The sequence below is a fragment of the Pedobacter gandavensis genome, from assembly GCF_032677645.1.
In the GTDB taxonomy this organism is placed as follows: domain Bacteria; phylum Bacteroidota; class Bacteroidia; order Sphingobacteriales; family Sphingobacteriaceae; genus Pedobacter; species Pedobacter gandavensis_A.
This window is the reverse complement of sequence record NZ_JAVTSB010000007.1, coordinates 308,032-331,735: the sequence shown is the minus strand read 5'-3', so window position 1 is coordinate 331,735 and position 23,704 is coordinate 308,032. Positions and strand designations below refer to the sequence as shown.

Sequence of the window (23,704 nt, the reverse complement as noted above, 5' to 3'; positions counted from 1 at the left end):
GTAAAAATTAAATCATCCAGCAGCATGCTCTCAATGTTAAATTATTATTAAATATCACAATAATTTTCAACATTTAACATCTTCTTTAACATATCTAACGTACAATTGGTCATCAAACTGTTAAATTCTAAAGGAATCACAATAAGGGGCTTTCTGATGCGCAATTTTTAAATTAAAGCCCTGAAACGCAACAACAAAAATCTAACAGGCGGTATTACTGAACAATTTTTTTAATTTTGGCAATTACTTAATTTGAAATTCCTTTATATAAGATATGAACTACGATGTAATTGTAATAGGCAGCGGTCCTGGTGGATATGTAGCTGCAATAAGAGCTTCTCAGTTAGGTTTGAAAACTGCGGTAGTAGAACGTGAATCTTTAGGCGGTATCTGCCTGAACTGGGGATGTATCCCAACCAAAGCTTTATTAAAAAGTGCACAGGTTTTTGAATACATCAACCATGCTGCTGAATACGGTATTAAAACTGCGGAGGCTGAGGCTGATTTCGCAGCGGTGATCAAACGTAGTCGTGGTGTTGCTGATGGCATGAGCAAGGGTGTTCAATTCTTAATGAAGAAGAACAAAATTGACGTGATCATGGGAACCGGTAAAGCTAAACCTGGTAACAAGGTAGAAGTTAAAGCGGCTGATGGTACTCAAAAAGAATATACTGCAACCAGTATTATCTTAGCTACCGGTGGTAGATCAAGAGAATTGCCAAACCTGAAACAAGATGGTAAAAAAATCATCGGTTACAGACAGGCAATGGTATTACCTGAGCAACCAAAATCTATGGTAGTAGTAGGTTCTGGCGCTATTGGTGTTGAATTTGCTTACTTCTACGCTACTTTAGGTACTAAAGTAACAGTGGTAGAATTCATGGACAACATTGTTCCGGTAGAAGATGAAGACATCTCTAAACAACTATTACGCAGCTTCAAAAAAGCAGGTATCGAAGTAATGACTTCTTCGAGCGTTGAATCTGTAGATACAAGCGGTGCTGGCTGTAAAGTTCAGGTTAAAACTGCTGCAGGTATGATCACTTTAGAATGCGATATCGTTCTTTCTGCTGCTGGTGTAGTTGCAAATATTGAAAACATAGGTTTAGAAGAAACCGGCATTAAAACTGAAAAAGGTAAAGTGATCGTGGATGAATTCTACAACACTAACGTTAAAGGTTACTATGCAATCGGTGATATCGTTCCGGGACAAGCTTTAGCACACGTAGCTTCAGCAGAAGGAATTATCTGTGTAGAGAAAATCGCTGGTCAGAAACCAGAGCCTTTAGACTACAATAACATCCCTGGATGTACGTATTGCAGTCCGGAGATCGCTTCTGTTGGTTATACTGAGAAAGCAGCTAAAGCTGCCGGATATGAAGTGAAAATTGGTAAATTCCCATTCTCAGCTTCAGGTAAAGCTAGTGCAGCAGGTGCTAAAGATGGTTTTGTTAAAATGATCTATGACGCAAAATACGGTGAATTACTAGGCGCACACATGATTGGTGCCAATGTAACTGAACTGATCGCGGAAATCGTAGTTGCCCGTAAACTGGAAACTACAGGACACGAAATGTTAAAAGCAGTACACCCGCATCCAACCATGAGCGAAGCCATTATGGAAGCTACGGCTGATGCTTACGGTGAAGTAATTCACTTGTAAATTATAAAATCGCCTTTTCTTTTGATCAGGCGGATTCTTTCCAATTGTTTCAAAAAACCTGTTGAGCTTTTCAACAGGTTTTTTTTTACATTTATATTTTTACCACCGTATATTTTATCCTTACCTAATTCCATCTCCTCATGAACTTACATACCATCGATACCGGTTTATTTAAATTAGACGGCGGAGCCATGTTTGGGGTAGTCCCAAAATCCATCTGGCAAAAAACTACCCCTGCCGATGCCAATAATATGTGTACCTGGGCCATGCGTTGCCTGCTTATTGAAGATGGAGACCGCTTGATTCTGGTAGATAATGGCATTGGCGACAAACAAGACGAGAAGTTTTTAGGTCATTATTACCTGCATGGCGAGGACACCCTGGATCGCTCTTTAGCAGCCAAAGGTTTTTCCAGAGCAGACATTACCGATGTGTTTTTAACCCACCTGCATTTCGACCATTGCGGAGGTTCTATTGTCCGCGAAGGTGATAAACTTCGTCCGGCTTTTAAAAATGCTTTTTACTGGAGCAATGCCAAACACTGGGACTGGGCGGTAAATCCCAACGACAGGGAAAAGGCTTCCTTCCTGAAAGAGAACATCCTCCCTATCCAGGAAAGCGGACAATTGCGTTTCATTGAAGACATTGAAGGTGTTCAGTTTCATGAGGGTATCAATATCCGCTTTGCTTACGGACATACCGATGCCATGATGCTGCCACAGATTCAATATAAGGGCCATACCATCGTGTATATGGCCGATTTACTACCTTCGGTAGGACACATTCCTTTGCCTTATGTAATGGCTTATGACATGTTTCCTTTGCAAACCCTGACAGAAAAAAAATCTTTTCTACAGGAAGCTGCTGAAAACAACTATATCCTGATGCTGGAACATGATGCAGTGAACGAATGTTGTACGCTTCAGCAGACGAAAAAAGGCATCAGGCTCGATCGTACCTTCGACCTGGCCAGCCTGTAATTCGCTGATTTTTTTGATTTTTTAAAGGACATAACCTGGCGGCTGTAAAATAAAAAGGCTTTTTTTAGCTTTTTATTTTACAGCTTTTTTTGTGGAGGGCTCCGGTTTTAGCTTTTCGTACCGCCTTCATTTTAAAAATAATTAAGGGCTGTTAAATCAACCTGGCTTTCCGGGCAAGTGTTCCAATTGCTTTTTAAGCGTCTGGTACTCTTTTTCCAGGTATTTAAAGGCTTTATCTTTTGGTTTCTCGCCATAATTGGCAATCATCTGCTTTGAATAACTAGCTTCCAGCTGATCAAACCGCGTTTTTACCTGTTCGTATTTCTTCTGTTGTTGCTTTTCTGCCTCATTTAGCCCTTTACCGTTCAAATTACCAAGATACCTACTATCGGACACCTTTTCGCCATCCGCAGCAATAAAGGAAATATAAGGCTCCATCTGCTCCTTCAATTGCTGCTCATTCAACGGAATAAAGCATTTTCCTTCTGATCTTCTGGCGATATTCAGGTATTCCTTATCTTTTCCGCTTTCCGGAAAGAAAATCATGACCATAACGCTGTCATTGTACTTTAAAACGTTATCATCTTTTGGATCCCAGCTGATTTCTACTCCGCCAGCTAATTTTTCGATCTTTAAATCTGCGGTTTCCGGCAACTGGCCCTGGCTCAGGATTACTTTGCTATAATCGATGCTGATATTAGGGTATTGGCCGGTTAAAGCATGTTTCTTATGGTAGGATGTGGCTAAATTATGCGCATTATGAACCGTCCCTCTGGCCTGTAAACCGTAACCCAGTTTAATAAAACCGCCCATGTTACTGAGTAATTTGGTGGTGACGGCCATTTCCTGATAATTGGCCAGTTGGAGCGTGCTCGGTTTGCCCTTTCTGCCGATTAAACGTACTACAGGCTGCCCATTGAGCATATAAAAAACAAGATTACCCACTTTTCCATGAAGATGGCCATGCGGACCGTTTGAAGCTATTCCCATATTAGTAAGGTTAAAGGTTTGAGGTTGAGTAAGGTATTGTCCGGTATGAACCTTAGAAAGGTAGTCATAAACTTTGGATTGTTCTCTTATTGAGCCCTTATTTATTTAAGCCTTATAGGAAAGTTAATCGCTGTTCTTCAAGATGTTGACAGGGCTATTTGCCCTACAGGGCCCTATCAACTACGCATCAACACAGGAGCAATACCCTGATAATTTTAATGTCAATAAGAACACAATCTATAGGCAGTGTATCCGCTACAAGACTTACCCCTAAGCAAGCCCTGCTTCCACGGTTACTCCTCCCCTTGTCGTCTCCTTCCCCTGGCAACTCTTATTTCTATTTGAGCAGGTATGTTTCTACAAATGAAAGGGGGAAATCCACCTGTTTAAGCGTGTTTTTATCTCTTTCAATTTAAAATGAATAAAATGCTCATTATCAAAAGATTGTTTAGATATTAATTTTTTTATAAATTGAAATAAAAACCTAAACCTGAGAACAAAAAAACAACAAAAACGATTATGGGAAAATTCGAAATCAAAACAAGAAAAAACGGCGAATTTCAATTCGATTTGAAAGCAGGTAACGGCCAGGTTATTTTAACCAGTGAAGGCTATACGACCAAAGCCAATTGTCAGAACGGAATTGAATCCGTTAAAAAGAACTCCAAAGATGATAGTAAGTTCGACAGAAAGACCTCTACCAATGGAAAGCCTTATTTTAATCTGAAAGCCACCAATGGACAAATTATTGGCACCAGTGAAATGTATGAATCGGAAGCAAGTCGCGATAACGGCATTGAATCCGTCAAAAAGAATGCACCGGATGCGGAAGTTTCAGACCTGAGCTAAGGCCGGGATACCACATCGGCTAACCTGCGAGGTAGCATCAGCTCATCGCATTTCAATTATAGATATACAAAGGCCTGTCAGTTTTATTAAAAAAGCTGACAGGCTTTATTTTTATTACTTATTTATCTTTCAGGATCATCCTTACGGAATTCCAGTATATCACCGGGTTGGCAGTTCAATGCCAGACAAATCGCGTCCAGGGTTTCAAAGCGAATTGCTTTTGCCTTGCCTGTTTTCAAAATCGACAGGTTAGACATGGTAATGCCCACCTGCTCTGTTAATTCTGTTAATGACATTTTCCGCTGGGCCAACACCACATCTAAATTTACCACTATTGCCATCTGTTATATCGTTAAATCCTGTTCTTGCTGCAACGTATATCCTTTTTTGAAAACATACATGATCACCAAAGTGAACATTCCTGCGGCAAATAAAGTATTATCAAAGTCAAAATTATAGGTTACCTGATAGTCCCATTTTGCAGAATCACCCCCAATATTCCCCTGATTATCCGGATAAATTTAAGATCTTTTCGCATTTTGACAGTTTTTTGTAGTTTATTTCGGTTCTTTTTGTTTTTTGTCAGCTGACAGATTCCCTGTCATTCCTGAAATTAACATTCAGGAATAAAGAATTTTGCATTCTGACTTCTGCTAGACAAATCAAATTTCTCAACAAACATAACAGATTTATTACTGCAAATCAAGATATATTTATTGATAAACAATAAATATAGACTAATTCACAATACCACCTTAAAATACTGACAAAAGTATTTTGGAATAATTATTGCTACTTAATTTTCGTAGAAATAGCAGTTGTAAACTGTAACATTTTCAGGAATTTAAGTTTACAAATTGCCTTAAAATTCTTACTTTTGCAAGTTCAAACACATAACGAGTACCAAAGCATATAAATGAGACAACTCAAAATCACGCAATCCATTACCAATCGCGAAAGTCAATCTTTAGACAAGTACCTTCACGAAATTGGTAAAGTAGATTTAATCACCGCCGAAGAAGAAGTAATTTTAGCAAGAAAAATACGCGAGGGGGATCAGGCCGCATTAGAGCGTTTAACCAAGACCAATTTACGTTTCGTAGTTTCAGTAGCGAAGCAGTATCAAAATCAAGGTTTAACACTTGGAGATTTAATCAACGAAGGTAACCTTGGTTTAATTAAGGCTGCAAAGCGTTTTGACGAGACTAAAGGTTTCAAATTTATCTCTTATGCTGTTTGGTGGATTCGTCAATCGATCTTACAGGCGATTGCGGAACAAAGTCGTATTGTACGTTTACCATTAAACCAGGTTGGTTCATTGAGCAAAATCAGTAAGGCTTTCTCTAAACTTGAGCAGGAATTTGAGCGTGAACCTTCTCCGGAAGAATTAGCTGAAATTTTAGAAACTACGGTTGATAAAATCTCTGATACTTTAAGTAACTCTGGCCGTCACGTATCTATGGATGCGCCATTCGTACAAGGTGAAGAAAATACATTGTTAGATGTATTGGAAAATCATGAGCCAAATACGGATAGTAGTTTGATCAATGAGTCTCTTTCTGAAGAGATCAAACGTTCTCTTTCTACCTTAACAGAACGTGAGCGCGAAATTATCGTACTTTTCTTCGGATTAAGTACTAACCACCCACTATCTTTAGAAGAGATCGGTGAGAAGTTTAACCTGACACGTGAGCGTGTACGTCAGATTAAAGACAAAGCGTTACAACGTTTACGTCATACTTCAAGAAGTAAAATCTTAAAATCTTATCTGGGCTAGTCTATTAGTTCCATTTAACACCTTGTGTGATAAATTTATAAAGTAAAAAGGTTGGGTATCTCGCTCAATCTTTTTTACTTTTGTGGCATTCTAACCAAAAATATTGCCACATGCTAAAGAAGTACCAATCCGAATTCCAAAGTTGGATTGAAAAAGAAAAAAAAGCCATCGAGCTGATTAACGTCGTAGGCCAGCTCTGGTTCGACAGATCCATTGAACTTGTATTGTTCCGCAAACCTTTATTTGATGTTGGAAGTAGCGAAATTCTTTCCCATCATCAATATGCGAAACAAATCAGCGGAAAAGACATCAGTATCTATGAAACACTGGAGCTTGCGTTAACCATTTCAAAATGTAACCTTGCCCCTTCCCGTATTGACATCGGCCGACTAGCTTCAGAATGGCTGGAAGACAATGACCACTACCCTACGATCCACGATTTTGTGGTGAGTAAACTCAGCAAACACATCGGTAAAGACAAAAGAAACCTGGTTCCTAAGGACGTGGTACTTTTTGGTTTCGGCCGTATTGGCAGAATCGCTGCCCGTGAGTTGATTTTACAAGCTGGTAAAGGGGAACAATTGCGATTAAGAGCTATCGTAACCCGTAGTTATAGCGATGAAGAACTGATCAAAAGAGCAGAACTTCTACGTACGGATTCTGTGCATGGTCCATTCAACGGCACCATTACCGAAGATTTCGAGAATAAAGCGCTGATTATTAATGGTCAGACCATCTATTTTATTGTCGCCAAAGAACCGGAAGATGTAGATTATACGGAGTATGATATTCAGGATGCCTTACTGATCGACAATACGGGTATTTTCCGCGATCGTGAAGGTCTGAGCAGACACCTGAACGCCAAAGGAATCAGCAAAGTATTGTTAACCGCCCCTGCAAAAGGAGATATCCTGAATGTGGTAGCCGGAATTAACGATTCGGGAATTGATTATGAATCGGAAACCATTTTATCGAATGCTTCTTGTACCACCAATGCCATTGTACCGGTATTGAAACTGATTGACGATGCTTTTGGTATTGAAAAAGGACATATCGAAACGGTTCACTCGTATACGAACGACCAGAATTTACTAGACAATTACCATAAAAAATATAGAAGAGGCAGAGCTGCTGCACTAAACTTAGTGATCACTGAAACCGGCGCGGATAAAGCGGTGGCGAAAGTAATCCCTCATTTAGGTGGCAAACTGACCGGAAATGCCGTGCGTGTTCCTACACCAAATGTTTCCCTGGCGATCTTAAACTTATCTTTAAACACGGTCACTTCCAAAGAAGAAGTATCGGAGATTTTAAGACAAGCTTCGCTTTTCGGAGATTTATCGGAGCAGATCGAATACTCGATTTCTAACGAATTAGTGAGTACAGACCTGATCGGTAACAGTCACGCCTCAATTATTGACGGACCGGCTACGATTATGGCAAAAGACAATAAATCGGTAGTGTTATACGCCTGGTATGATAACGAGTATGGGTATACCAGACAAGTGATCCGCCTGGCGAAGAAACTGGCTGGTGTAGTGAGGTTAACTTACTACTAAGCGTTTCAACGATAGGTAATAGAGGTCGTCTCCTTAAAAGGGGGCGACCTCTTTTTTTGATTTAAAACCTGTAATGAAAATCAAACTTTGATGATTCAATCATTATTACAAGTTATTTCCCATAAAAAATAGAAAAAACAAACCCAAACACCAGTTTCAACTATTGATCTGGAAAACTAAGGATCAAATCAGATTTTTTATTCAATACGATAAAACGCCTTTTGAATTACTGACAAATCTCATTAAAAAACGAAATATTTAAACTTAGAGAAATAAATAATTATCACAAAGTAATTTCTAATCAATATTTAAACTATATATTTACAGTCATCATAGCAACGTAATTCTCATTTTGTTTAAATAATAATAGATGCGCAGTAATTTAGATGATATCATGTTTATTTATGACAGGAATTTAGGACGAACCACCAGTTTGATAGAGTTGTACACTACTTTAACCGCTGTAAAAAGAGGTAGAAGAACTACTGAACAGCTAGATTTACTAAGAGTAAGTGTTGTATTGTTGCATTCCACGATGGAGGACTTTATCAGAAACCTAATGAATTGGAAACTTCCTGATTCAAGCAAAGAAAAAATCAATAAAGTCCCGCTATTTACGAGTTCTTATGATCCAAGAAAAACGAAATTTGAGCTTGGGGAATTATTGGAGCATTCTGGTAGGACAGTGCAAGAAATCGTTGAATTGTCGGTTAGAGAATATCTCAATTCTGTTAGTTTTAATAATACATCAGACCTTGTCAAAAACCTAAGCGATATTCAAATTAACACAACCGAAGGCATGAGGAGCTATTTTGCTAATTTAGACGAGATGATTAAGCGTAGACATAACATCGTTCATCAAGCGGATCGGGATTTCATACATGGAAGCAGACTCCATAAGATAAAGTCAATTAGTATTGAATTAGTTCAAAGCTGGCAAACCTCAGTGGAGGGCTTTATGCTGGAAGTTGTAAGTAAAGTATATTAATTATTACTGTATTATGGGAAATTTTATAATTACAAAAAGAAAAAACGGATCTTATAAATTTCATTTAACAGGTGGCTATGATCAACCCACCCTGACTCGGAATGGTTTTAAAACTAAAAGCAGTTGCATTGATGGAATTTCATTAGTAATTAAAAATTCTGCTGACATGAACAACTTTGAAAGAAAAACCGCCACTAATCGTAAGCATTACTTCACCTTAAAAGTACCAAATGGACACATCATTGGGACGAGTGAGAAGTACTACAGCCTGGCAGCAAGAGAAAACGGAATTTATTCTGTTAAGTTGAATGCAGCCAATGCGGAGATAATAGACAACGAATAGATTCAATAACTTTACTGACATCCATCAGATTATGACATTTGCATCAAAAAACATCATAAACACCTATTCTTCCTTGTTCGAAGGTTTAGATTCATTTACCAGACTGGAATTAATAGAATATTTCTCAAAATCACTAAAGAAGGAAAAGATCACGAAGAAAAAAGCGTTTTTTAAATCCTTTGGTGCATTTCCCGAAGGCAAATCTGCTGAAGGTATTAACGAAGAAATCAAAGTATCCAGAATTTTCAGGAATAAAGACCTTAAATTCTAATGAAATAACAAAATAATGTACATGAACTGTATTTCAATAACATACATTAAATTATGTTCATAAATATCTGCTGTTCATGATACATGAACAGCAGATATTTATGAACAAGCCAAATTGAATCCTTATTCTGATGGAGACCATGTACCTTTCCCCTGATGAATTGCGCTATGCTGTTGCATTGACTATTTGTAAAACCTAACCGAAAATATTTTACCTTTATGGTTACAAACACCCTGGTTAACATACAAAAAACAACCTCAATAAACCCCATCATGAGAACCTTACTGCTACTTCCCTTAATCGCCCTGCTAAGTTGTAATTCTGTTAAGAATCAAAGTCAGGCGCAGCAAACCAGCGCTTCCTTTTCAAAAACTGACCAGCAATTACTGAAAGACGTAGAGATCTTATCTTCTGACGCCTATGAAGGCCGTAAGACAGGCACTAAAGGGGCCGAAATGGCAAGGGCGTACATTGAGGGTCGTTTCAAAGAGATCGGCTTAAAACCACTCCCTGATCACACTGGCTATGAACAGGAATTTTCTTTTACGGACCGTTCCGGAGCGAAAAGTATAACAGGGAAGAATATGCTGGCTTATATCCCCGGGAAAACGGATAAGATTATCGTGATCTCTGCACATTACGACCATGTAGGCGTCATGAAAGGCGAGGTTTACAATGGTGCAGACGACAATGCTTCTGGTGTTGCGGCCTTATTGAAATTTGCGGAGCATTTTAAAAAGAATAAACCCAATCATACCTTAGTATTTGCGGCTTTTGATGCTGAAGAAATGGGATTAAAAGGTTCAAAAGCCTTTATTGATCAAGCTATTGTTCCTTTAGATAAGATCCGGTTAAATGTGAATATGGATATGATCAGTCACAATGACAAAGGCGAGCTTTATGCCTGTGGCACCTTTAAATATCCGGAATTAAAGAAGTATTTCATCAGTACCAGACCAACAATCAAAGTGATATTGGGGCATGATGATCCGAAAACCGGCAGTAACGACTGGACCAATCAGAGTGATCAGGGTCCTTTTAATGCGAAAAACATTCCTTTTATCTATTTTGGTGTAGAAGATCATAAAGACTATCACCAAGCCTCAGATGAGTATCAGAACATCAATAAAAAGTTCTTTACCGATGCTGCTGCTTCCATTCAGGAAATCATTGACAACATCGATAAAGAACGTACTACCCAATCTATTTACAGGGAAAAACTCCAGATGAAAAAGCAATAGTATTTAGTATTCTATGGCTAAAAGGCAGTTTAAAGGGATATGAATCCCATTTTTTAATTGCAGGTATTTTTCTGTCACCTGCCATACGGTAGTAGATACTGTTTTTGGCCCTTCTTTGGTATTAAAGGAAATATCTGCTTTTGATTTAAACTCATTCCCAAGGCGTTGTGCAGAATTCAACTTGTCTCTTAATTCTTCTGTATGGTTCTGTTCAGCAGGTATAATCTGGCTGATGTCTATTGATTCTTTTTCGATTAATTCCCCGATCATGATACTTAGCTTTTTCTAATGAATATTCGTTTCAAAATTTAAAATCGCAATAAAAAGCCGTAGATCAAAATCCTATTTACACAGTTATGTAAATAGGATTTTACACTTATGTGAAAACATTGATTAGCAGTAGGTTAGTTTTTCAACTGATAACGCGTTTCAATCATACCTGTACCGCTGATATTAGCATGCGTTCGGTTCATTGGCATTGATTTCGCCGCAGCTACCCTGGCTGTAGGGCCTGATAAAGTAGAAAGGCTGGACAATGCTGCCGGAGCAACTGGTGCCAACAGGGAAAGTGCTTTATTCAGATACGACTCGCGGGGATCCCCAAAATCATACCTGTTGTCGTCAATAAGGCCAATATTTGGGTCCTCAATATAATTAGGTGTTATCCCGTTATAATAACCACCATCTCCGTTTTTGTTTTTAATTTCAAAACTAGGCAGATAGACTGAATATCTATTGGCAATAACTATGGGAAAGAATCCCACAGGTTTACCATAAGTCTTCCTCCCGATGAGTTGTACACTTTGAACATAAGGTTTAATACCGTTGATCAGCAATTCACTGGCAGAGGCTGTAAATTCAGTAACCAGAAACACAATATTCTTTACACCAGTCAGGGGCCCTTTCTTATTAACCTGCCTTACATTAGCTGCGTCCCTGAAATCAACATCGTTATACGTCGCCATTTGTCCATTGTTCTTGTAAACAATTTTCCCATTCGCATCGGTTAAAGGTTGATTCTTAAGAATTGTGGCCTGACCATTTTTCATAGTCGCATTATAAACCTCCTGATACAGGATTCCAGCACTGTTTGCAGGAACGATCTGATTAAGTATATACTCCGCACTCTGCACTAAACCACCTCCGTTGTACCTCAAATCGATCACTAAATCCGTCACACCACTAGCTGCAAAACTGGCAAATACAGGGTCCAGTCTACTGTCTGAGGGATTTGCATTATTCGCATTGGTTAACACGCCGAAATGTGCATAAGCCAGATAACCAATCTTTTTTCCGCCCTGATCAATCACTTTGGCTTTAAAAATAGGGTTTCCGGTATAGCGGGCTACGTTTAAGGTAACCTCAAAAGCTCGACCATCGGTACTTTCACAGGAAACGGTAGTTGTAGACAGGCCATCTACCAGCACATTGATGACACCAGATTCGGCAGCCACATTTGTACCTATCGCCCGGCCGTTAATGCTGGTGATTCTTGTCCCCCTCGTGATTCCTGCCAGATCAGCGGGCGAATTGCGGTACACCGCCATGACATACATTTTATAATTAGTTGAGGTACCAAAACCACGAAGATCCAGAATACCCAGATCATTTCCAATTTCCTGATATCCCAGGTTAGCCTGCTGGTTCTGCGCAATGCTCAGGTTGCCCGCTGACAAGTTTTCCTCAGCGATAAAGGCAAATTTAGAATAGTTTGCGTTTGGCACAGTTTCAAAGCCCGAATATTTGGTGATGTTAAACAACTCTGTATTGAGGTTATCCAGGTCTGTCCCAAAATTCTTGTACATCCTTGGATTGAAATCATCGTAGGTTGGGAGTGTTGTATTCCACAGATAAATTTGCTGTGCATACAGAAACAAGGAATCATTGCTGAGTTCCAGCCTGTTTGTGGTAGGCGTTTGTTTGGTATTCCCTCCAGTAGGCACTGATGCTGGTGCAGCCAGCGCCTCTGGAATAACTTTATTTTTTCTACAAGAACTAAATCCAATCGATAGAACTAATGCAGAAGCTAAAATTAGCGCTTTGGAGGTTGCGTATTTTATCATCCCTAAATTTTTTAATACACAAAGATTGCGAAAATTCCGCATATCCTGGTGATAATCAGGTGATTTTATGTGTTTTCTATTACTGAATCAGGTCTGCGGACAGGTATCCGATTTTGGCGTTTACCGCACATTTCTGATCTGCAGATTTCGCTCCGATCAATACTACTTCTTCCGGCTTTAAATTATGTCGTTCCATGATCATTTCGATCCCCAGGGTGCTCGGTTTAGGCTCAGATTCTTCAGAAAAATAAAGTACCAGGTTCTTTTCTAAACCATTCCATTCTACCTGTCTGATTTTATTTAACTGCATCAAAGGATCGCCATCTACAAATAAAAACACTTGTTTACCGGCAGCAACAATTTCCTGCAAGAAAGTAAGCGCTTTATTATAAATAAGCAACTTCAATGGCAACTTTGCATTTTGCATCACCAAATCAAAATTAACTTTATACTTCTCTGGAATTTTGAACTCCGCAGCCGTTTTTTCAAATAGGTTTTCCGGCCCTTCAGCAAGATATTGCTCCTGCATATATTTTACAATATCCGATGAGTTTAATTGTTCGCCATATTCAATAAACTGCGCAAACAGGTAGTAAACCTGCAATAGATAATCCTTTTCAGGATAGATTACATTGTCCAGCTCAAAAACGAATGCTTTTTTGTCTTTTAAGAATTGTTCTGGTGTCATGAGGTTAAGAATTGATGGTAAATAAAACTGGTTTCAGGCCTTCAGGACTGTCTAAGGTATAAAACACGCCATTCAATTTTTCTTTTAAGCCCAGTTCTTTTTGTGCTTCGCTGGCATTTTCAGGGAATTGCAATATACCTTCCTGGTACAATGCCCAATCGCCGGATTGCTTTGCTGTGCTTAAATATTTTGGCAGATCAGCAGGTTCCGGAAGCAATACGCGAATCCCGAATTCTTCAAACAAGACCATAGATTTAGCGACCGCTTCAATTTCAAAATCGTGAATTGGCAAGAGTACTTCTATTTCTTCATCCAAACAGTTGTTCAATAAAGCATGCGCTGTAGTATCGTCGTTTCTGATGCCTAAAGAATGCATTTGATACGCTGGCGAAGAGAATGCAGGCATATCTCCGTAATCAGCAAGTAGTATATGGTGGCTGGCAAAAGCTTTCAGCAGCTTTAATGCTGAGGCAGATTTACCGCCTGTAATTAGTATTCTCAAAATAAAATATTATATGATTAATCCGTCTTTCATGGTCACTACCCTGTCACTGATTTCTGCTAGTCCTTCGTTGTGGGTAACGATCACAAAGGTTTGTTTAAAGTTATCGCGCAGGGTGATAAAAAATTCGTGTAAAGCGTTGGCATTGGCCGAGTCCAGATTTCCGGAAGGTTCATCCGCCAGGATAATGGCAGGACGATTTACAAGGGCTCTGGCTACGGCAATTCGTTGTTGTTCTCCACCCGACAATTCATTTGGTTTATGCGAGGCGCGATCTTTCAATCCTAAGAGGTCTAAAAGCTCCATTGCGCGATGCTCTGCCTCTTTTTTGCTGGTTTTAGCGATAAATGCAGGGATACAAATGTTCTCCAGGGCGCTAAACTCCGGCAACAGGTGGTGGAACTGAAAAACAAAGCCTATGTTTTTGTTACGAAATACACTAAGTAGTTCTCCGGAAAGCTGATTTACTTTCGCTCCGTTTAATTCTACAATTCCTTCGTCTGGCTTGTCTAAAGTGCCCAAAATATGCAGCAGGGTGCTTTTTCCCGCACCGGAAGCGCCGATAATGCTGACAATTTCTCCCTTTTCGACCTCAAAATCTACCCCTTTAAGGATGGGTAAATTTCCATAAGCTTTCTTTATACCTGTTGCTTTTAGCATAAATGCAAACTTACTGTTTTTAAAACCAATCTGAAATTGTAGATTTGGACAAATTTTTTCAGCAAATGAATATCCACGAATATCAAGGTAAAGAAATACTTAAAAGTTTTGGTGTAGCCGTACAAGAAGGCGTCGTTGCCCATACGGTTGAGCAGGCTGTAGAAGCGGCTAAAAAAATGAAAACCGACTACAATTCTGATTGGGTTGTGATTAAAGCACAAATCCATGCAGGCGGAAGAGGTAAAGGCGGTGGCGTAAAGCTGGCGAAAAACCTGGAAGAAGTTGCCCAAAGAGCTACCGATATTTTAGGTATGCAATTGGTTACTCCTCAGACTGGCCCGGAAGGTAAGAAAGTTAACAAGATTTTAGTAGCACAGGATGTTTACTATCCTGGAGCGTCTGAAACTAAAGAATTCTATGTGAGCGTGCTTTTAAACCGTTCAACTGGAACTAATATCATTATGTATTCTACCGAAGGTGGAATGGATATTGAAGAAGTTGCAGAAAAAACTCCTCATTTAATATTCAAAGAAGAGATTGACCCTAAAGTTGGTCTTCAAGGATTCCAGGCTCGTAAAATTGCCTTCAATCTAGGATTAAGTGGTGCTGCTCACAAAGACATGGTGAAATTTATCACTGCGCTTTACAAAGCTTATGATGCTACTGACTCTGCAATGTTTGAAATCAACCCGGTATTGAAAACTTCTGATGACAAAATCATCGCTGTTGATGCTAAAGTTGATTTAGATGAGAATGCTTTGTTCCGTCATCCTGATTATGCAGCAATGCGTGATAAACTGGAAGAAGATCCAACAGATGTGGAAGCAAGTGAGTCTAACTTAAACTATGTGAAATTAGATGGTAATGTTGGCTGTATGGTTAACGGTGCTGGTTTAGCTATGGCGACTATGGACATCATCAAAATCGCAGGTGGCGAGCCGGCTAACTTCTTAGACGTTGGTGGAACTGCAAATGCACAAACTGTAAAAGCAGGTTTCAACATCATCCTTAAAGATCCAAATGTTAAAGCTATTCTGATCAATATCTTTGGTGGTATCGTTCGTTGCGACCGTGTTGCTCAAGGTGTAATCGATGCTTACAAAGAAATCGGTGATATCCCTGTACCAATTATCTGTCGTTTACAAGGTACTAATGCCGCTGAAGCGAAACAGTTAATCGACGAATCAGGATTAAAAGTATATTCTGCAATCGCATTGAAAGATGCCGCAGATTTAGTAACTAAAGTATTGGCTTTATAAGCTCAATATCTTTATCAGTTATAAAAGTCAGTTGTTCATTCAACTGGCTTTTTTTTATGCGCTATATTTTGATCTGACAGTTTTTTAGGGTTAAATACAAAAGCGGCCTACAGTCATCCAACTGTAGGCCGCTTTAACCAAATATAAATTAAACGAGCTGACACAAATATAGAATTTAAAGAGACAATTCACAATTTATTTAAAAATAAATGGGGATAAATCTGATGTAATAGCAAAACAACTGCTTAAATAACAATTAAAGAGGATGATTACATCAAAAACACCAAAATAACATCAATAATTAGCACAAAAAAGCATTAATTATTTTATAAAAAAGCAATATTTTGATTTTTAATCGCTTAAAACTACAAATCACATGAAAAAACAAGGTTAATATCCATTTAAAATCAGCAAACATCAGAAAAGACCAAAAATAAGCCCTAAATAAGCTCCAGTTTTAAAGAAACATAAAAAACAGAACCTTTATTGATTTCTGTTTCGAACCAGATATTTCCTTGTTGCTTTTCGGTAAACTCCTTACACAAGAGTAAGCCGAGGCCGATCCCCTTTTCGTTATTGGTGCCATAAGTTGGGGAAGCATGAAGCTGGAACAGACGTTCCTGCTTTTCGGGCGTAATACCGATTCCATTGTCGGATATAATGATCAGACCCATGTTGTCGCGATAACGGGTAGAAATGACTACCTCCCCTCCTTCCGGAGTGAATTTTAGCGCATTAGAGACCAGATTCCGTATCACCAGCTGCAACATATCGTGATCAGCCATCACATAAAGTTGTCCGGCAGTAAGCATCCGCAAGCGGATTCCTTTTCTAAGCGCAATAGCATGTTCTACTCTCAACCAGCCTTGCAATGCTTCATTGACATCCATAGCCTTAAGCGTCACCTGACTCCCTTTGAGTTGTGTTTTAGACCAGGACAACAGGTTCAGAAGCATTTCGGAACTGTCTCTGGTAATTTTCAACAGCTGCCCTTTGATCACTTGTTTCTCTTCCTCATCCAATCCGATGGTGGTTAATATCTCCAGATACCCTTGAATAGAACTGAGGGGCATCCTGACATCATGGGCCACGATAGACAATAGCCGGTCTTTTTCCTGGTTTAAATGCTCCAGCTTCGCTTTTTGCAATAGAATTTCATCCTTTTGGGCTTCTATCTCGCGGTTGCGCTGCTCTACAGACAAGCGTTCATATTCATAGTTTTTCCGCATATAGGCTATGGACAGAAAGATTAAAATCACAGCTATTATGTAGGTAACGGCAAAATCAATGGTTTTTAGCAAGGAATTGAGGTAAAGTTCGGGCGCCAGTTGCGGCCAGTGATACTCTACAGCCAGCACGGATAACACCACCAGCATATTTACCGGAACCCAGAACTTGTATTGCGCTTTTGGGATAATGGCAATGATGTAGAAAAATGAAAGTGCAAAAAGCAGGATGTTCGGGCCCAGTATCCCGGAGTTGTAAAAATAACAATAGATAAAAGTCAGGTTACTCGCGATACAGAACAGGGTAATGGCCAGGGAAGATTTCCGCTTAATCCTGGATAGGTAGTACAATCCCACAATAAACACCATACACGCACAGCATAACCAGGCGAGCACATCGAGTTTCGCGAAATAATTATAAGGGGCTTCGATCAGCATCGCGAAAAACGCAAAAATACACATGGTATTAAAAATGCGTTCTTCCAGAGAAAACTCCCCTATTCCGCCAATAGGATTTTGCCAGAAATACTTTTTAGGTTTTGATTGCACGTTAATTGAGATTGAGATGTTGCCATGCAAACTTAATATATTAAGAATCATTAAAAAAATCAATTAACAATTGAAGATAAGCGCCTGGTTCTTCCCGATTTATTGATTAAATCCTTATTTTTGAACCTCTCCACAACAAAATCATGATCAAAAGAGAAAAAGTAAAAAGCCTGTTAGAGACAGAGCAGTTCGACAGAGAAGTAACAGTAATGGGTTGGGTACGTACTTTCCGTAACAACCAGTTTATTGCAATTAATGATGGTTCCTGCATGGGAAATATCCAGATTGTTGTTGACTTTAATAATACGCCTGAAGATTTATTGAAACGCATTACTACAGGTGCTGCTATCGCAGTAACCGGTACAATCGTAGAATCTGTTGGTAAAGGACAGCGTGTTGATGTAAAAGCGACTACTATTGAAATTTTAGGAGATAGTGATCCGGAAAAATTCCCATTACAACCTAAGAAACATAGTTTAGAGTTTTTAAGAGAAATCGCGCATTTACGTTTCCGTACCAATACGTTCAATGCGGTTTTCAAATTGCGTCATGCTTTATCTTTTGCAATACACCAGTTTTATAATGAAAAAGGGTTTACGTATATGCATACCCCAATCATTACCGCTTCTGATGCAGAAGGTGCTGGTGAAATGTTTAAAGTAACTACTTTAGATTTCGACAATACGCCAAGAACAGATGATGGTAAAGTAGATTTCTCTCAGGATTTCTTTGCCCGCGCTACCAACCTTACTGTTTCCGGACAGTTAGAAGGGGAATTAGCAGCGATGGCTTTTGGACAGATTTATACTTTTGGCCCTACTTTCAGAGCTGAAAACTCCAATACTACCCGTCACCTTGCCGAATTCTGGATGATTGAACCAGAGGTTGCTTTTGCAGACCTGGAAGATAACATGCAGCTGGCTGAGGATATGATGAAATATGTCATCAAATATGCTTTAGATAACTGTAAAGAGGAAATTGATTTCTTAAACAACCGTTTACTGGAAGAAGAGAAAACTAAACCTCAGAATGAGCGTAGTGAATTGTCGCTGATTGACAAGTTAAACTTCTGCTTAGACAATGATTTCGAGCGTTTAACTTATACCGAAGCGATCGCGATTTTAAGGTCTTCTAAACCAAATCAAAAGAAACAATTTAAGTATCTTATTGATGAGTGGGGTGCAGATTTACAATCAGAACATGAGCGTTTCCTGGTAGAGAAACATTTCAAGAAACCAGTGATCTTAACAGATTACCCGGCAGATATTAAATCTTTCTATATGCGTCAGAATGAGCCAGATGCTCAAGGTAGAAAAACAGTGGCCGCAATGGACATTCTTTTCCCTGGTATCGGTGAAATGATCGGTGGTTCTCAAAGAGAAGAACGTTTAGATAAACTGACTCAGAGAATGGAAGAGTTGAATATCCCTCAGGAAGAACTTTGGTGGTATTTAGACACGAGACGTTTTGGTTCAGCGCCACATGCCGGTTTCGGATTAGGTTTCGAAAGACTGGTTCTTTTTGTGAGTGGTATGACGAACATCAGAGACGTAATCGCTTTCCCTCGTTTCCCAAAAAACGCAGAGTTTTAAATACAAAGCTTAACGTTTTAAGCTACAGATTTAGCCGCGCTTTAAGCGGTTTGATATAAAAGAAAAGGCCGGAATTGTGAAATTCCGGCCTTTTCTTTTTAGGTGTTTTATTTCCCTGTCCGCTTTAGCATTGCGCAGCTGCTGGCTTAACTTTGCGCAGCTGGTGGCAGGTTATCATGGTAAGAATTTGCATGAGCATAATCTACCGCAGAAATCTTGTAATCTGTTGGATTAAAACTGCTGGAAGTACTTAATGCCATGCCCAGCTCAAACCGCAGCGGGTAAGGCGTTTTCAATAAACTCCCTGTCGGGATATAAGGAAAAGTCTCCATATACGACTGCATCACATTCGGTGCAATTCTTCTATTGATATAAGCTCTTGTCAATTGATAAGTATGGTGTAAGCCAGCCGCTCCAAGGAGCTCTACAGCACTACCAACGGTAAGTTTATGGAAGTTATGCACCCGCACCTTTTTGTCCTCTACAACCAGCCCTTTCATCAAACTGGCATCCTGAGTGGCCACTCCTGTTGGACAAGTATTGCTGTTACACTCCAAAGCCTGGATACAACCTAAGGCAAACATCATTCCTCTTGCGGAATTACACAAATCTGCACCTAATGCAATGTTCTTCACCAGATCAAAGCCCGAAGCCACTTTCCCTGAAGCAATGATTTTAATGTGTTGTTTTAAATCGAAACCGGTAAGCACGTCATAAACAAAGGCTATACCTTCTCTCAATGGCATCCCGACGGCATTAGAAAATTCCTGTGGAGCTGCTCCGGTACCGCCTTCTCCCCCGTCTACCGTGATAAAATCAACATAGATACCGGTTTCCGACATGGCTTTACAGATCGCAAAAAACTCGCTTCTGCGGCCAATACAGAGTTTAAAACCAATCGGTTTTCCGCCGGATAGTTCCCTGAGTTTTTGTACAAAATCTACCATTTCCAGTGGGGTTTTGAAAGCCGAATGTGAAGGTGGAGAAATCACATCAAATCCTTCTTTCACCAAACGGATTCTGGCAATTTCTGCGGATACTTTCTTAGCCGGTAAGATCCCGCCATGGCCGGGTTTAGCCCCCTGAGATAACTTGATCTCTATCATTTTCACGTGTTCTGTCCTTGCTTTTTCTCCGAATGCTTCGAAGTTGAACGTTCCATCATGGTGACGGCATCCGAAATAACCGGTACCGATCTGCCAGATTAAATCACCTCCCGGACCGGCATGGTAATCACTGATTCCACCTTCTCCGGTATTGTGTGCGAAGTTTCCGAGTTTTGCACCGCCGTTTAAGGCCAGAATCGCGTTCTGACTCAATGAACCAAAACTCATCGCTGAAATATTATAGATACTTGCTGAATAAGGCTGCTTACATTCCGGGCCGCCTACCAGCACTCTTGGATCTTCGTTGAGTTCGGTGTGACTGATTGCCGCGATGCTGTGACTCAACCATTCGTAGCCATTCTCATATACATCGAGCTGGGTTCCAAAAGGAATGGTATCGTTTTCGCGTTTAGCACGCTGGTAAATCAGCGAGCGGTTTAACCTGCTGAAAGGTTTTCCATTGGTATCACTTTCTACAAAATACTGGTACACTTTTGGGCGGAGGTCTTCCGCCAGATACCTTAACCTCCCGATTACCGGATAGTTTCTGACAATACTGTGCTTCGGTTGATACAAATCATAAATTCCGAGCAGAATGATTGGGCCGATAAAAATAAATGCCCAATAAAAGGGTGGCCAGGCGAAGCTGATCATCAGCGTCGCAGCGACCAAAAATGCAGCAATTGCAATAAAAGCTTTTCTCATAAAAGATAAATTAATGAAAACATATCAATACAACAACAATAAACCCGTTTCGGTACAAAGATTGTGTAAATTTACACATGCTCATAAAAATCTATCCTGAAAACCCAAATCCTAAGGCAATTGAAGAAGTTGTTGAAGTCTTGAAAAAAGGAGGCATCATCATCTACCCTACCGATACCATTTACGGATTAGGTTGCGACATTACCAACCAAAAGGCAGTAGAGAAAATTTGTCGCCTGCGCGGCATTAAACCTGAAAAGGCCAATTTCTCTTTCATCTGCTCGGATTTGAGACACATCTCAGATTTTATCAAACCGATTGACACGACTACTTTCAGGGTCTTGAAAAAAGCCCTTCCCGGTCCTTTTACTTTCATTTTTAATGCGAGTAATAATGTACCCAAGCTGTTGAGCTCTAAAAAGAAAACAGTGGGTATCAGGGTGCCGGATAATGACATTGCCAGAGAAATTGTAAAGCTATTGGGAAACCCGATCTTATCGACTTCCATCAGAGACGACGATGATGTGATTGAGTATTCTACGGACCCTGAGTTGATTCATGAGAAATATGAAGACAGCGTAGACCTGGTGATTGATGGCGGATTTGGTGACAATGAACCTTCTACCGTGGTAGATTGTACTTCCGGATCATTTGAAATTATCCGTGAAGGAAAAGGAGACCTCGAAAGTTTCCTTTAATCACTTGCCTAATTCCCCCTTTAATCTCATATTCCTTATCTTTAGCACATGGCGAAACTTTTAAATTTACAAGCATTCAGGGATTTTTTCCGTTCCGGACAAATTGGGGGTATCATCCTTCTGGCCTGTGTGGCAATCTCTTTATTTATCGCAAACTCTTCTTTTAGTGCTGGATTTGCAAACTTACTAAACACCAATCTAGGCCTCACCTTTGGGGAAACCAATTTATCTTTCACTGTTTCTGCCTGGATTAATGATGCTTTAATGGCGGTATTTTTCCTGCTGGTTGGTCTCGAAATCAAAAGAGAACTGCTGGAAGGGGAACTGTCTTCCATGAAAAAAGCTTCCCTGCCGGTTATTGCGGCATTGGGTGGTATGCTGGTTCCTGCAGGAATTTACTTTGCTTTCAACCATGGTACGCCTTCGGCAAGTGGCTGGGGAATTCCAATGGCTACCGATATTGCCTTTGCATTGGCCATCATTTCGATGCTGGGCAAAAGTGTTCCGACTTCTTTAAAGGTGTTTTTAGCGGCTTTGGCCATTGTAGACGACCTTGGAGCGATCCTCGTGATTGCGGTATTTTACACCAATGAGGTACATTTTGATTATCTTTTGATGGCAGCAGGTGTCTGTGCGGTCTTATTCTTATTCAATTACCTGAACTTAAAAGCCTTATTTTTCTACCTGATTCCAGGGGTTTTCCTTTGGTATTTTATCCACCATTCTGGTATTCATGCCACGATTGCAGGGGTATTACTGGCTTTTGCGATTCCTACGAACAAGACAAGTGTTGAATCTCCGCTCGAAAAACTAGAGCATTTATTAAACGGCCCGGTGAATTACTTTATCATGCCCATCTTTGCTTTGGCAAATACGAACATTACTTTTCAGAAGGAAATGTTGGGTGGCCTGGTTTCTCCATTAGGAATGGGGATTGTTCTCGGGCTTTTTGCCGGAAAAACAATAGGGGTTACTTTATTTTCATGGATTGCAGTAAAGCTCAAATTAGGAACTTTACCTTCCAGATCCGGTTGGAAGCACATCATCGGATTAGGTATGCTTGCCGGAATTGGTTTTACCATGTCGATCTTTATTTCCCTATTGTCTTTCAGCGACGAGATGCATGTTACGGAGGCTAAATTTGCCATCCTTTGCGCCTCTGTAATTGCTGGATTAGCAGGTTTTATCTACCTGAAATCAATCAACAAAAAGAAAGCCGTTACGGCTTAAATGTTTTCATAAATTCTTTCACGCTACCGGATACATCATCGGCTTTGAGGTTCTTCACAAAAGCACTACCGATGATGGCTCCGTTAGCATACTGACAAGCTTTATCAAAGGTTTCTTTGCTGCTGATCCCGAAACCAATCATGGTTGGGTTCTTTAATTTCAAGGCTGCGATTCTCGAGAAGTAAGCCTCTGTACCTTCAGATACCTGTAGATTTTGTCCGGTGGTAGCCGAAGAAGAAAGCAGGTAAATGAATCCGTTACTTAAACTATCGATCTTTTGAATTCTTTCCGGAGCCGTTTGAGGCGTAACCAGGAAGATATTGGTTAGGTCGTATTGTTTAAAATCGTTGGCATAGAACTCCTCGTATTCTGCCATTGGAAGATCCGGAACGATACATCCGTCTACTCCTACTTCCGCACATGATTTGCAAAAGTTAGCCACGCCATATTGTAATAAAGGGTTCACATAGCCCATTAATAATACAGGGATGCTCACGGTTTTACGCAGGTCTTTCAGTTGTTCAAACAACAGTTTAAGCGTCATACCAGCATCTAAAGCAGTTTTACTGCTGGCCTGAATCACTGGTCCATCGGCAACAGGGTCAGAATACGGAAAACCGATTTCCAACAGGTCTGCACCAGATCTTTCCAGCTCTTCGGCAATAGCTACAGTATCCCCTAAGTTCGGGTAACCCGCGGTATAATAGATGGATAGTATGTTTTTTTTCTCTTGAAATAACTTATTAATTCTATTCATTGCTGTGC

General features: G+C 39.9%; 23 protein-coding genes. 13 read left to right on the top strand and 10 right to left on the bottom strand.

Annotation, left to right across the window (positions count from 1 at the left end; all coding sequences use genetic code 11):
- Positions 1-274: 274 nt before the first annotated feature.
- Together lpdA and R2Q66_RS13885 are read left to right on the top strand one after the other, a co-directional pair.
- The gene (lpdA, locus tag R2Q66_RS13890) at positions 275-1,663 is read left to right on the top strand and encodes a dihydrolipoyl dehydrogenase (protein ID WP_316749935.1); all 1,389 of its coding nucleotides are present in this window, start codon (positions 275-277) and stop codon (positions 1,661-1,663) included.
- Positions 1,664-1,803: 140 nt separating this feature from the next.
- A complete protein-coding gene (locus tag R2Q66_RS13885) occupies positions 1,804-2,643 on the top strand; it encodes an MBL fold metallo-hydrolase (RefSeq protein ID WP_316749934.1) in 840 nt (279 codons plus the stop codon).
- A gap of 156 nt (positions 2,644-2,799) precedes the next feature.
- On the opposite strand, the gene R2Q66_RS13880 is transcribed toward R2Q66_RS13885, so the two are convergent.
- Positions 2,800-3,633 (bottom strand): DUF6266 family protein, encoded by an 834-nt coding sequence (locus tag R2Q66_RS13880; RefSeq protein WP_316749932.1) that lies wholly within the window; start codon positions 3,631-3,633, stop codon positions 2,800-2,802.
- A 516-nt stretch (positions 3,634-4,149) separates the two neighbouring features.
- Between R2Q66_RS13880 and R2Q66_RS13875 the strand changes: the two genes are divergently transcribed.
- On the top strand, positions 4,150-4,482 hold the full coding sequence (locus tag R2Q66_RS13875) for a YegP family protein (RefSeq protein WP_410479431.1): 333 nt from the start codon (positions 4,150-4,152) through the stop codon (positions 4,480-4,482).
- A 122-nt stretch (positions 4,483-4,604) separates the two neighbouring features.
- Here the strand turns inward: R2Q66_RS13875 and R2Q66_RS13870 are convergent, their stop codons facing one another.
- On the bottom strand, positions 4,605-4,823 hold the full coding sequence (locus R2Q66_RS13870) for a helix-turn-helix transcriptional regulator (protein WP_316749928.1): 219 nt from the start codon (positions 4,821-4,823) through the stop codon (positions 4,605-4,607).
- A 575-nt stretch (positions 4,824-5,398) separates the two neighbouring features.
- Here R2Q66_RS13870 and R2Q66_RS13865 point away from each other — a divergent pair.
- The 6 genes from R2Q66_RS13865 (at position 5,399) to R2Q66_RS13840 (ending at position 10,661) form a co-directional block, all read left to right on the top strand.
- A complete protein-coding gene (locus R2Q66_RS13865) occupies positions 5,399-6,259 on the top strand; it encodes an RNA polymerase sigma factor RpoD/SigA (protein ID WP_037444054.1) in 861 nt (286 codons plus the stop codon).
- A 110-nt stretch (positions 6,260-6,369) separates the two neighbouring features.
- Positions 6,370-7,818, top strand: a complete 1,449-nt coding sequence (locus R2Q66_RS13860) for a glyceraldehyde-3-phosphate dehydrogenase (protein WP_316749923.1) — start codon at positions 6,370-6,372, stop codon at positions 7,816-7,818.
- A 370-nt stretch (positions 7,819-8,188) separates the two neighbouring features.
- Positions 8,189-8,806, top strand: a complete 618-nt coding sequence (locus R2Q66_RS13855; protein ID WP_316749921.1) for a HEPN domain-containing protein — start codon at positions 8,189-8,191, stop codon at positions 8,804-8,806.
- Positions 8,807-8,819: 13 nt separating this feature from the next.
- Positions 8,820-9,149, top strand: a complete 330-nt coding sequence (locus R2Q66_RS13850) for a YegP family protein (RefSeq protein ID WP_316749919.1) — start codon at positions 8,820-8,822, stop codon at positions 9,147-9,149.
- Between the two features lie 31 nt (positions 9,150-9,180).
- A complete protein-coding gene (locus R2Q66_RS13845; RefSeq protein WP_316749917.1) occupies positions 9,181-9,420 on the top strand; it encodes a hypothetical protein in 240 nt (79 codons plus the stop codon).
- A 272-nt stretch (positions 9,421-9,692) separates the two neighbouring features.
- Positions 9,693-10,661: a M20/M25/M40 family metallo-hydrolase gene (locus tag R2Q66_RS13840; protein ID WP_316749915.1), complete on the top strand. Its 969-nt coding sequence runs from the start codon at positions 9,693-9,695 to the stop codon at positions 10,659-10,661.
- A gap of 3 nt (positions 10,662-10,664) precedes the next feature.
- On the opposite strand, the gene R2Q66_RS13835 is transcribed toward R2Q66_RS13840, so the two are convergent.
- The 5 genes from R2Q66_RS13835 to R2Q66_RS13815 form a co-directional block, all read right to left on the bottom strand.
- Positions 10,665-10,931, bottom strand: a complete 267-nt coding sequence (locus R2Q66_RS13835) for a hypothetical protein (RefSeq protein ID WP_316749913.1) — start codon at positions 10,929-10,931, stop codon at positions 10,665-10,667.
- A gap of 134 nt (positions 10,932-11,065) precedes the next feature.
- Positions 11,066-12,724 carry a S41 family peptidase gene (locus R2Q66_RS13830; protein WP_316749911.1) on the bottom strand — a complete coding sequence of 553 codons (1,659 nt, stop codon included), beginning with the start codon at positions 12,722-12,724 and terminating at the stop codon, positions 11,066-11,068.
- A gap of 79 nt (positions 12,725-12,803) precedes the next feature.
- Positions 12,804-13,412 (bottom strand): HAD hydrolase-like protein, encoded by a 609-nt coding sequence (locus tag R2Q66_RS13825; RefSeq protein ID WP_316749908.1) that lies wholly within the window; start codon positions 13,410-13,412, stop codon positions 12,804-12,806.
- Positions 13,413-13,416: 4 nt separating this feature from the next.
- Positions 13,417-13,914: a hypothetical protein gene (locus tag R2Q66_RS13820; RefSeq protein WP_316749906.1), complete on the bottom strand. Its 498-nt coding sequence runs from the start codon at positions 13,912-13,914 to the stop codon at positions 13,417-13,419.
- 9 nt (positions 13,915-13,923) lie between these two features.
- Entirely contained in the window at positions 13,924-14,574 is a 651-nt protein-coding gene (locus R2Q66_RS13815) for an ABC transporter ATP-binding protein (RefSeq protein ID WP_316749904.1), read from the bottom strand.
- Between the two features lie 65 nt (positions 14,575-14,639).
- On the opposite strand from R2Q66_RS13815, the gene sucC reads away from it, so the two are divergent.
- A complete protein-coding gene (gene sucC / locus R2Q66_RS13810; protein ID WP_316749903.1) occupies positions 14,640-15,833 on the top strand; it encodes an ADP-forming succinate--CoA ligase subunit beta in 1,194 nt (397 codons plus the stop codon).
- Positions 15,834-16,273: 440 nt separating this feature from the next.
- On the opposite strand, the gene R2Q66_RS13805 is transcribed toward sucC, so the two are convergent.
- Positions 16,274-17,608: a HAMP domain-containing sensor histidine kinase gene (locus R2Q66_RS13805; RefSeq protein ID WP_316749900.1), complete on the bottom strand. Its 1,335-nt coding sequence runs from the start codon at positions 17,606-17,608 to the stop codon at positions 16,274-16,276.
- Positions 17,609-17,751: 143 nt separating this feature from the next.
- Between R2Q66_RS13805 and asnS the strand changes: the two genes are divergently transcribed.
- Entirely contained in the window at positions 17,752-19,200 is a 1,449-nt protein-coding gene (asnS, locus tag R2Q66_RS13800) for an asparagine--tRNA ligase (RefSeq protein WP_316749898.1), read from the top strand.
- Between the two features lie 146 nt (positions 19,201-19,346).
- Here the strand turns inward: asnS and R2Q66_RS13795 are convergent, their stop codons facing one another.
- Positions 19,347-21,011, bottom strand: a complete 1,665-nt coding sequence (locus tag R2Q66_RS13795; RefSeq protein ID WP_316749896.1) for an FMN-binding glutamate synthase family protein — start codon at positions 21,009-21,011, stop codon at positions 19,347-19,349.
- A gap of 77 nt (positions 21,012-21,088) precedes the next feature.
- Here R2Q66_RS13795 and R2Q66_RS13790 point away from each other — a divergent pair, with 77 nt between their 5' ends.
- Together R2Q66_RS13790 and nhaA are read left to right on the top strand one after the other, a co-directional pair.
- Positions 21,089-21,709, top strand: a complete 621-nt coding sequence (locus tag R2Q66_RS13790; protein ID WP_265841458.1) for an L-threonylcarbamoyladenylate synthase — start codon at positions 21,089-21,091, stop codon at positions 21,707-21,709.
- Between the two features lie 48 nt (positions 21,710-21,757).
- Positions 21,758-22,939: a Na+/H+ antiporter NhaA gene (gene nhaA / locus R2Q66_RS13785; protein ID WP_316749893.1), complete on the top strand. Its 1,182-nt coding sequence runs from the start codon at positions 21,758-21,760 to the stop codon at positions 22,937-22,939.
- Here the strand turns inward: nhaA and trpA are convergent.
- Positions 22,929-23,696, bottom strand: a complete 768-nt coding sequence (gene trpA / locus R2Q66_RS13780; protein WP_316749891.1) for a tryptophan synthase subunit alpha — start codon at positions 23,694-23,696, stop codon at positions 22,929-22,931. The two genes, nhaA and trpA, sit on opposite strands and share 11 nt — an antisense overlap.
- Between the last annotated feature and the right edge of the window lie 8 nt (positions 23,697-23,704).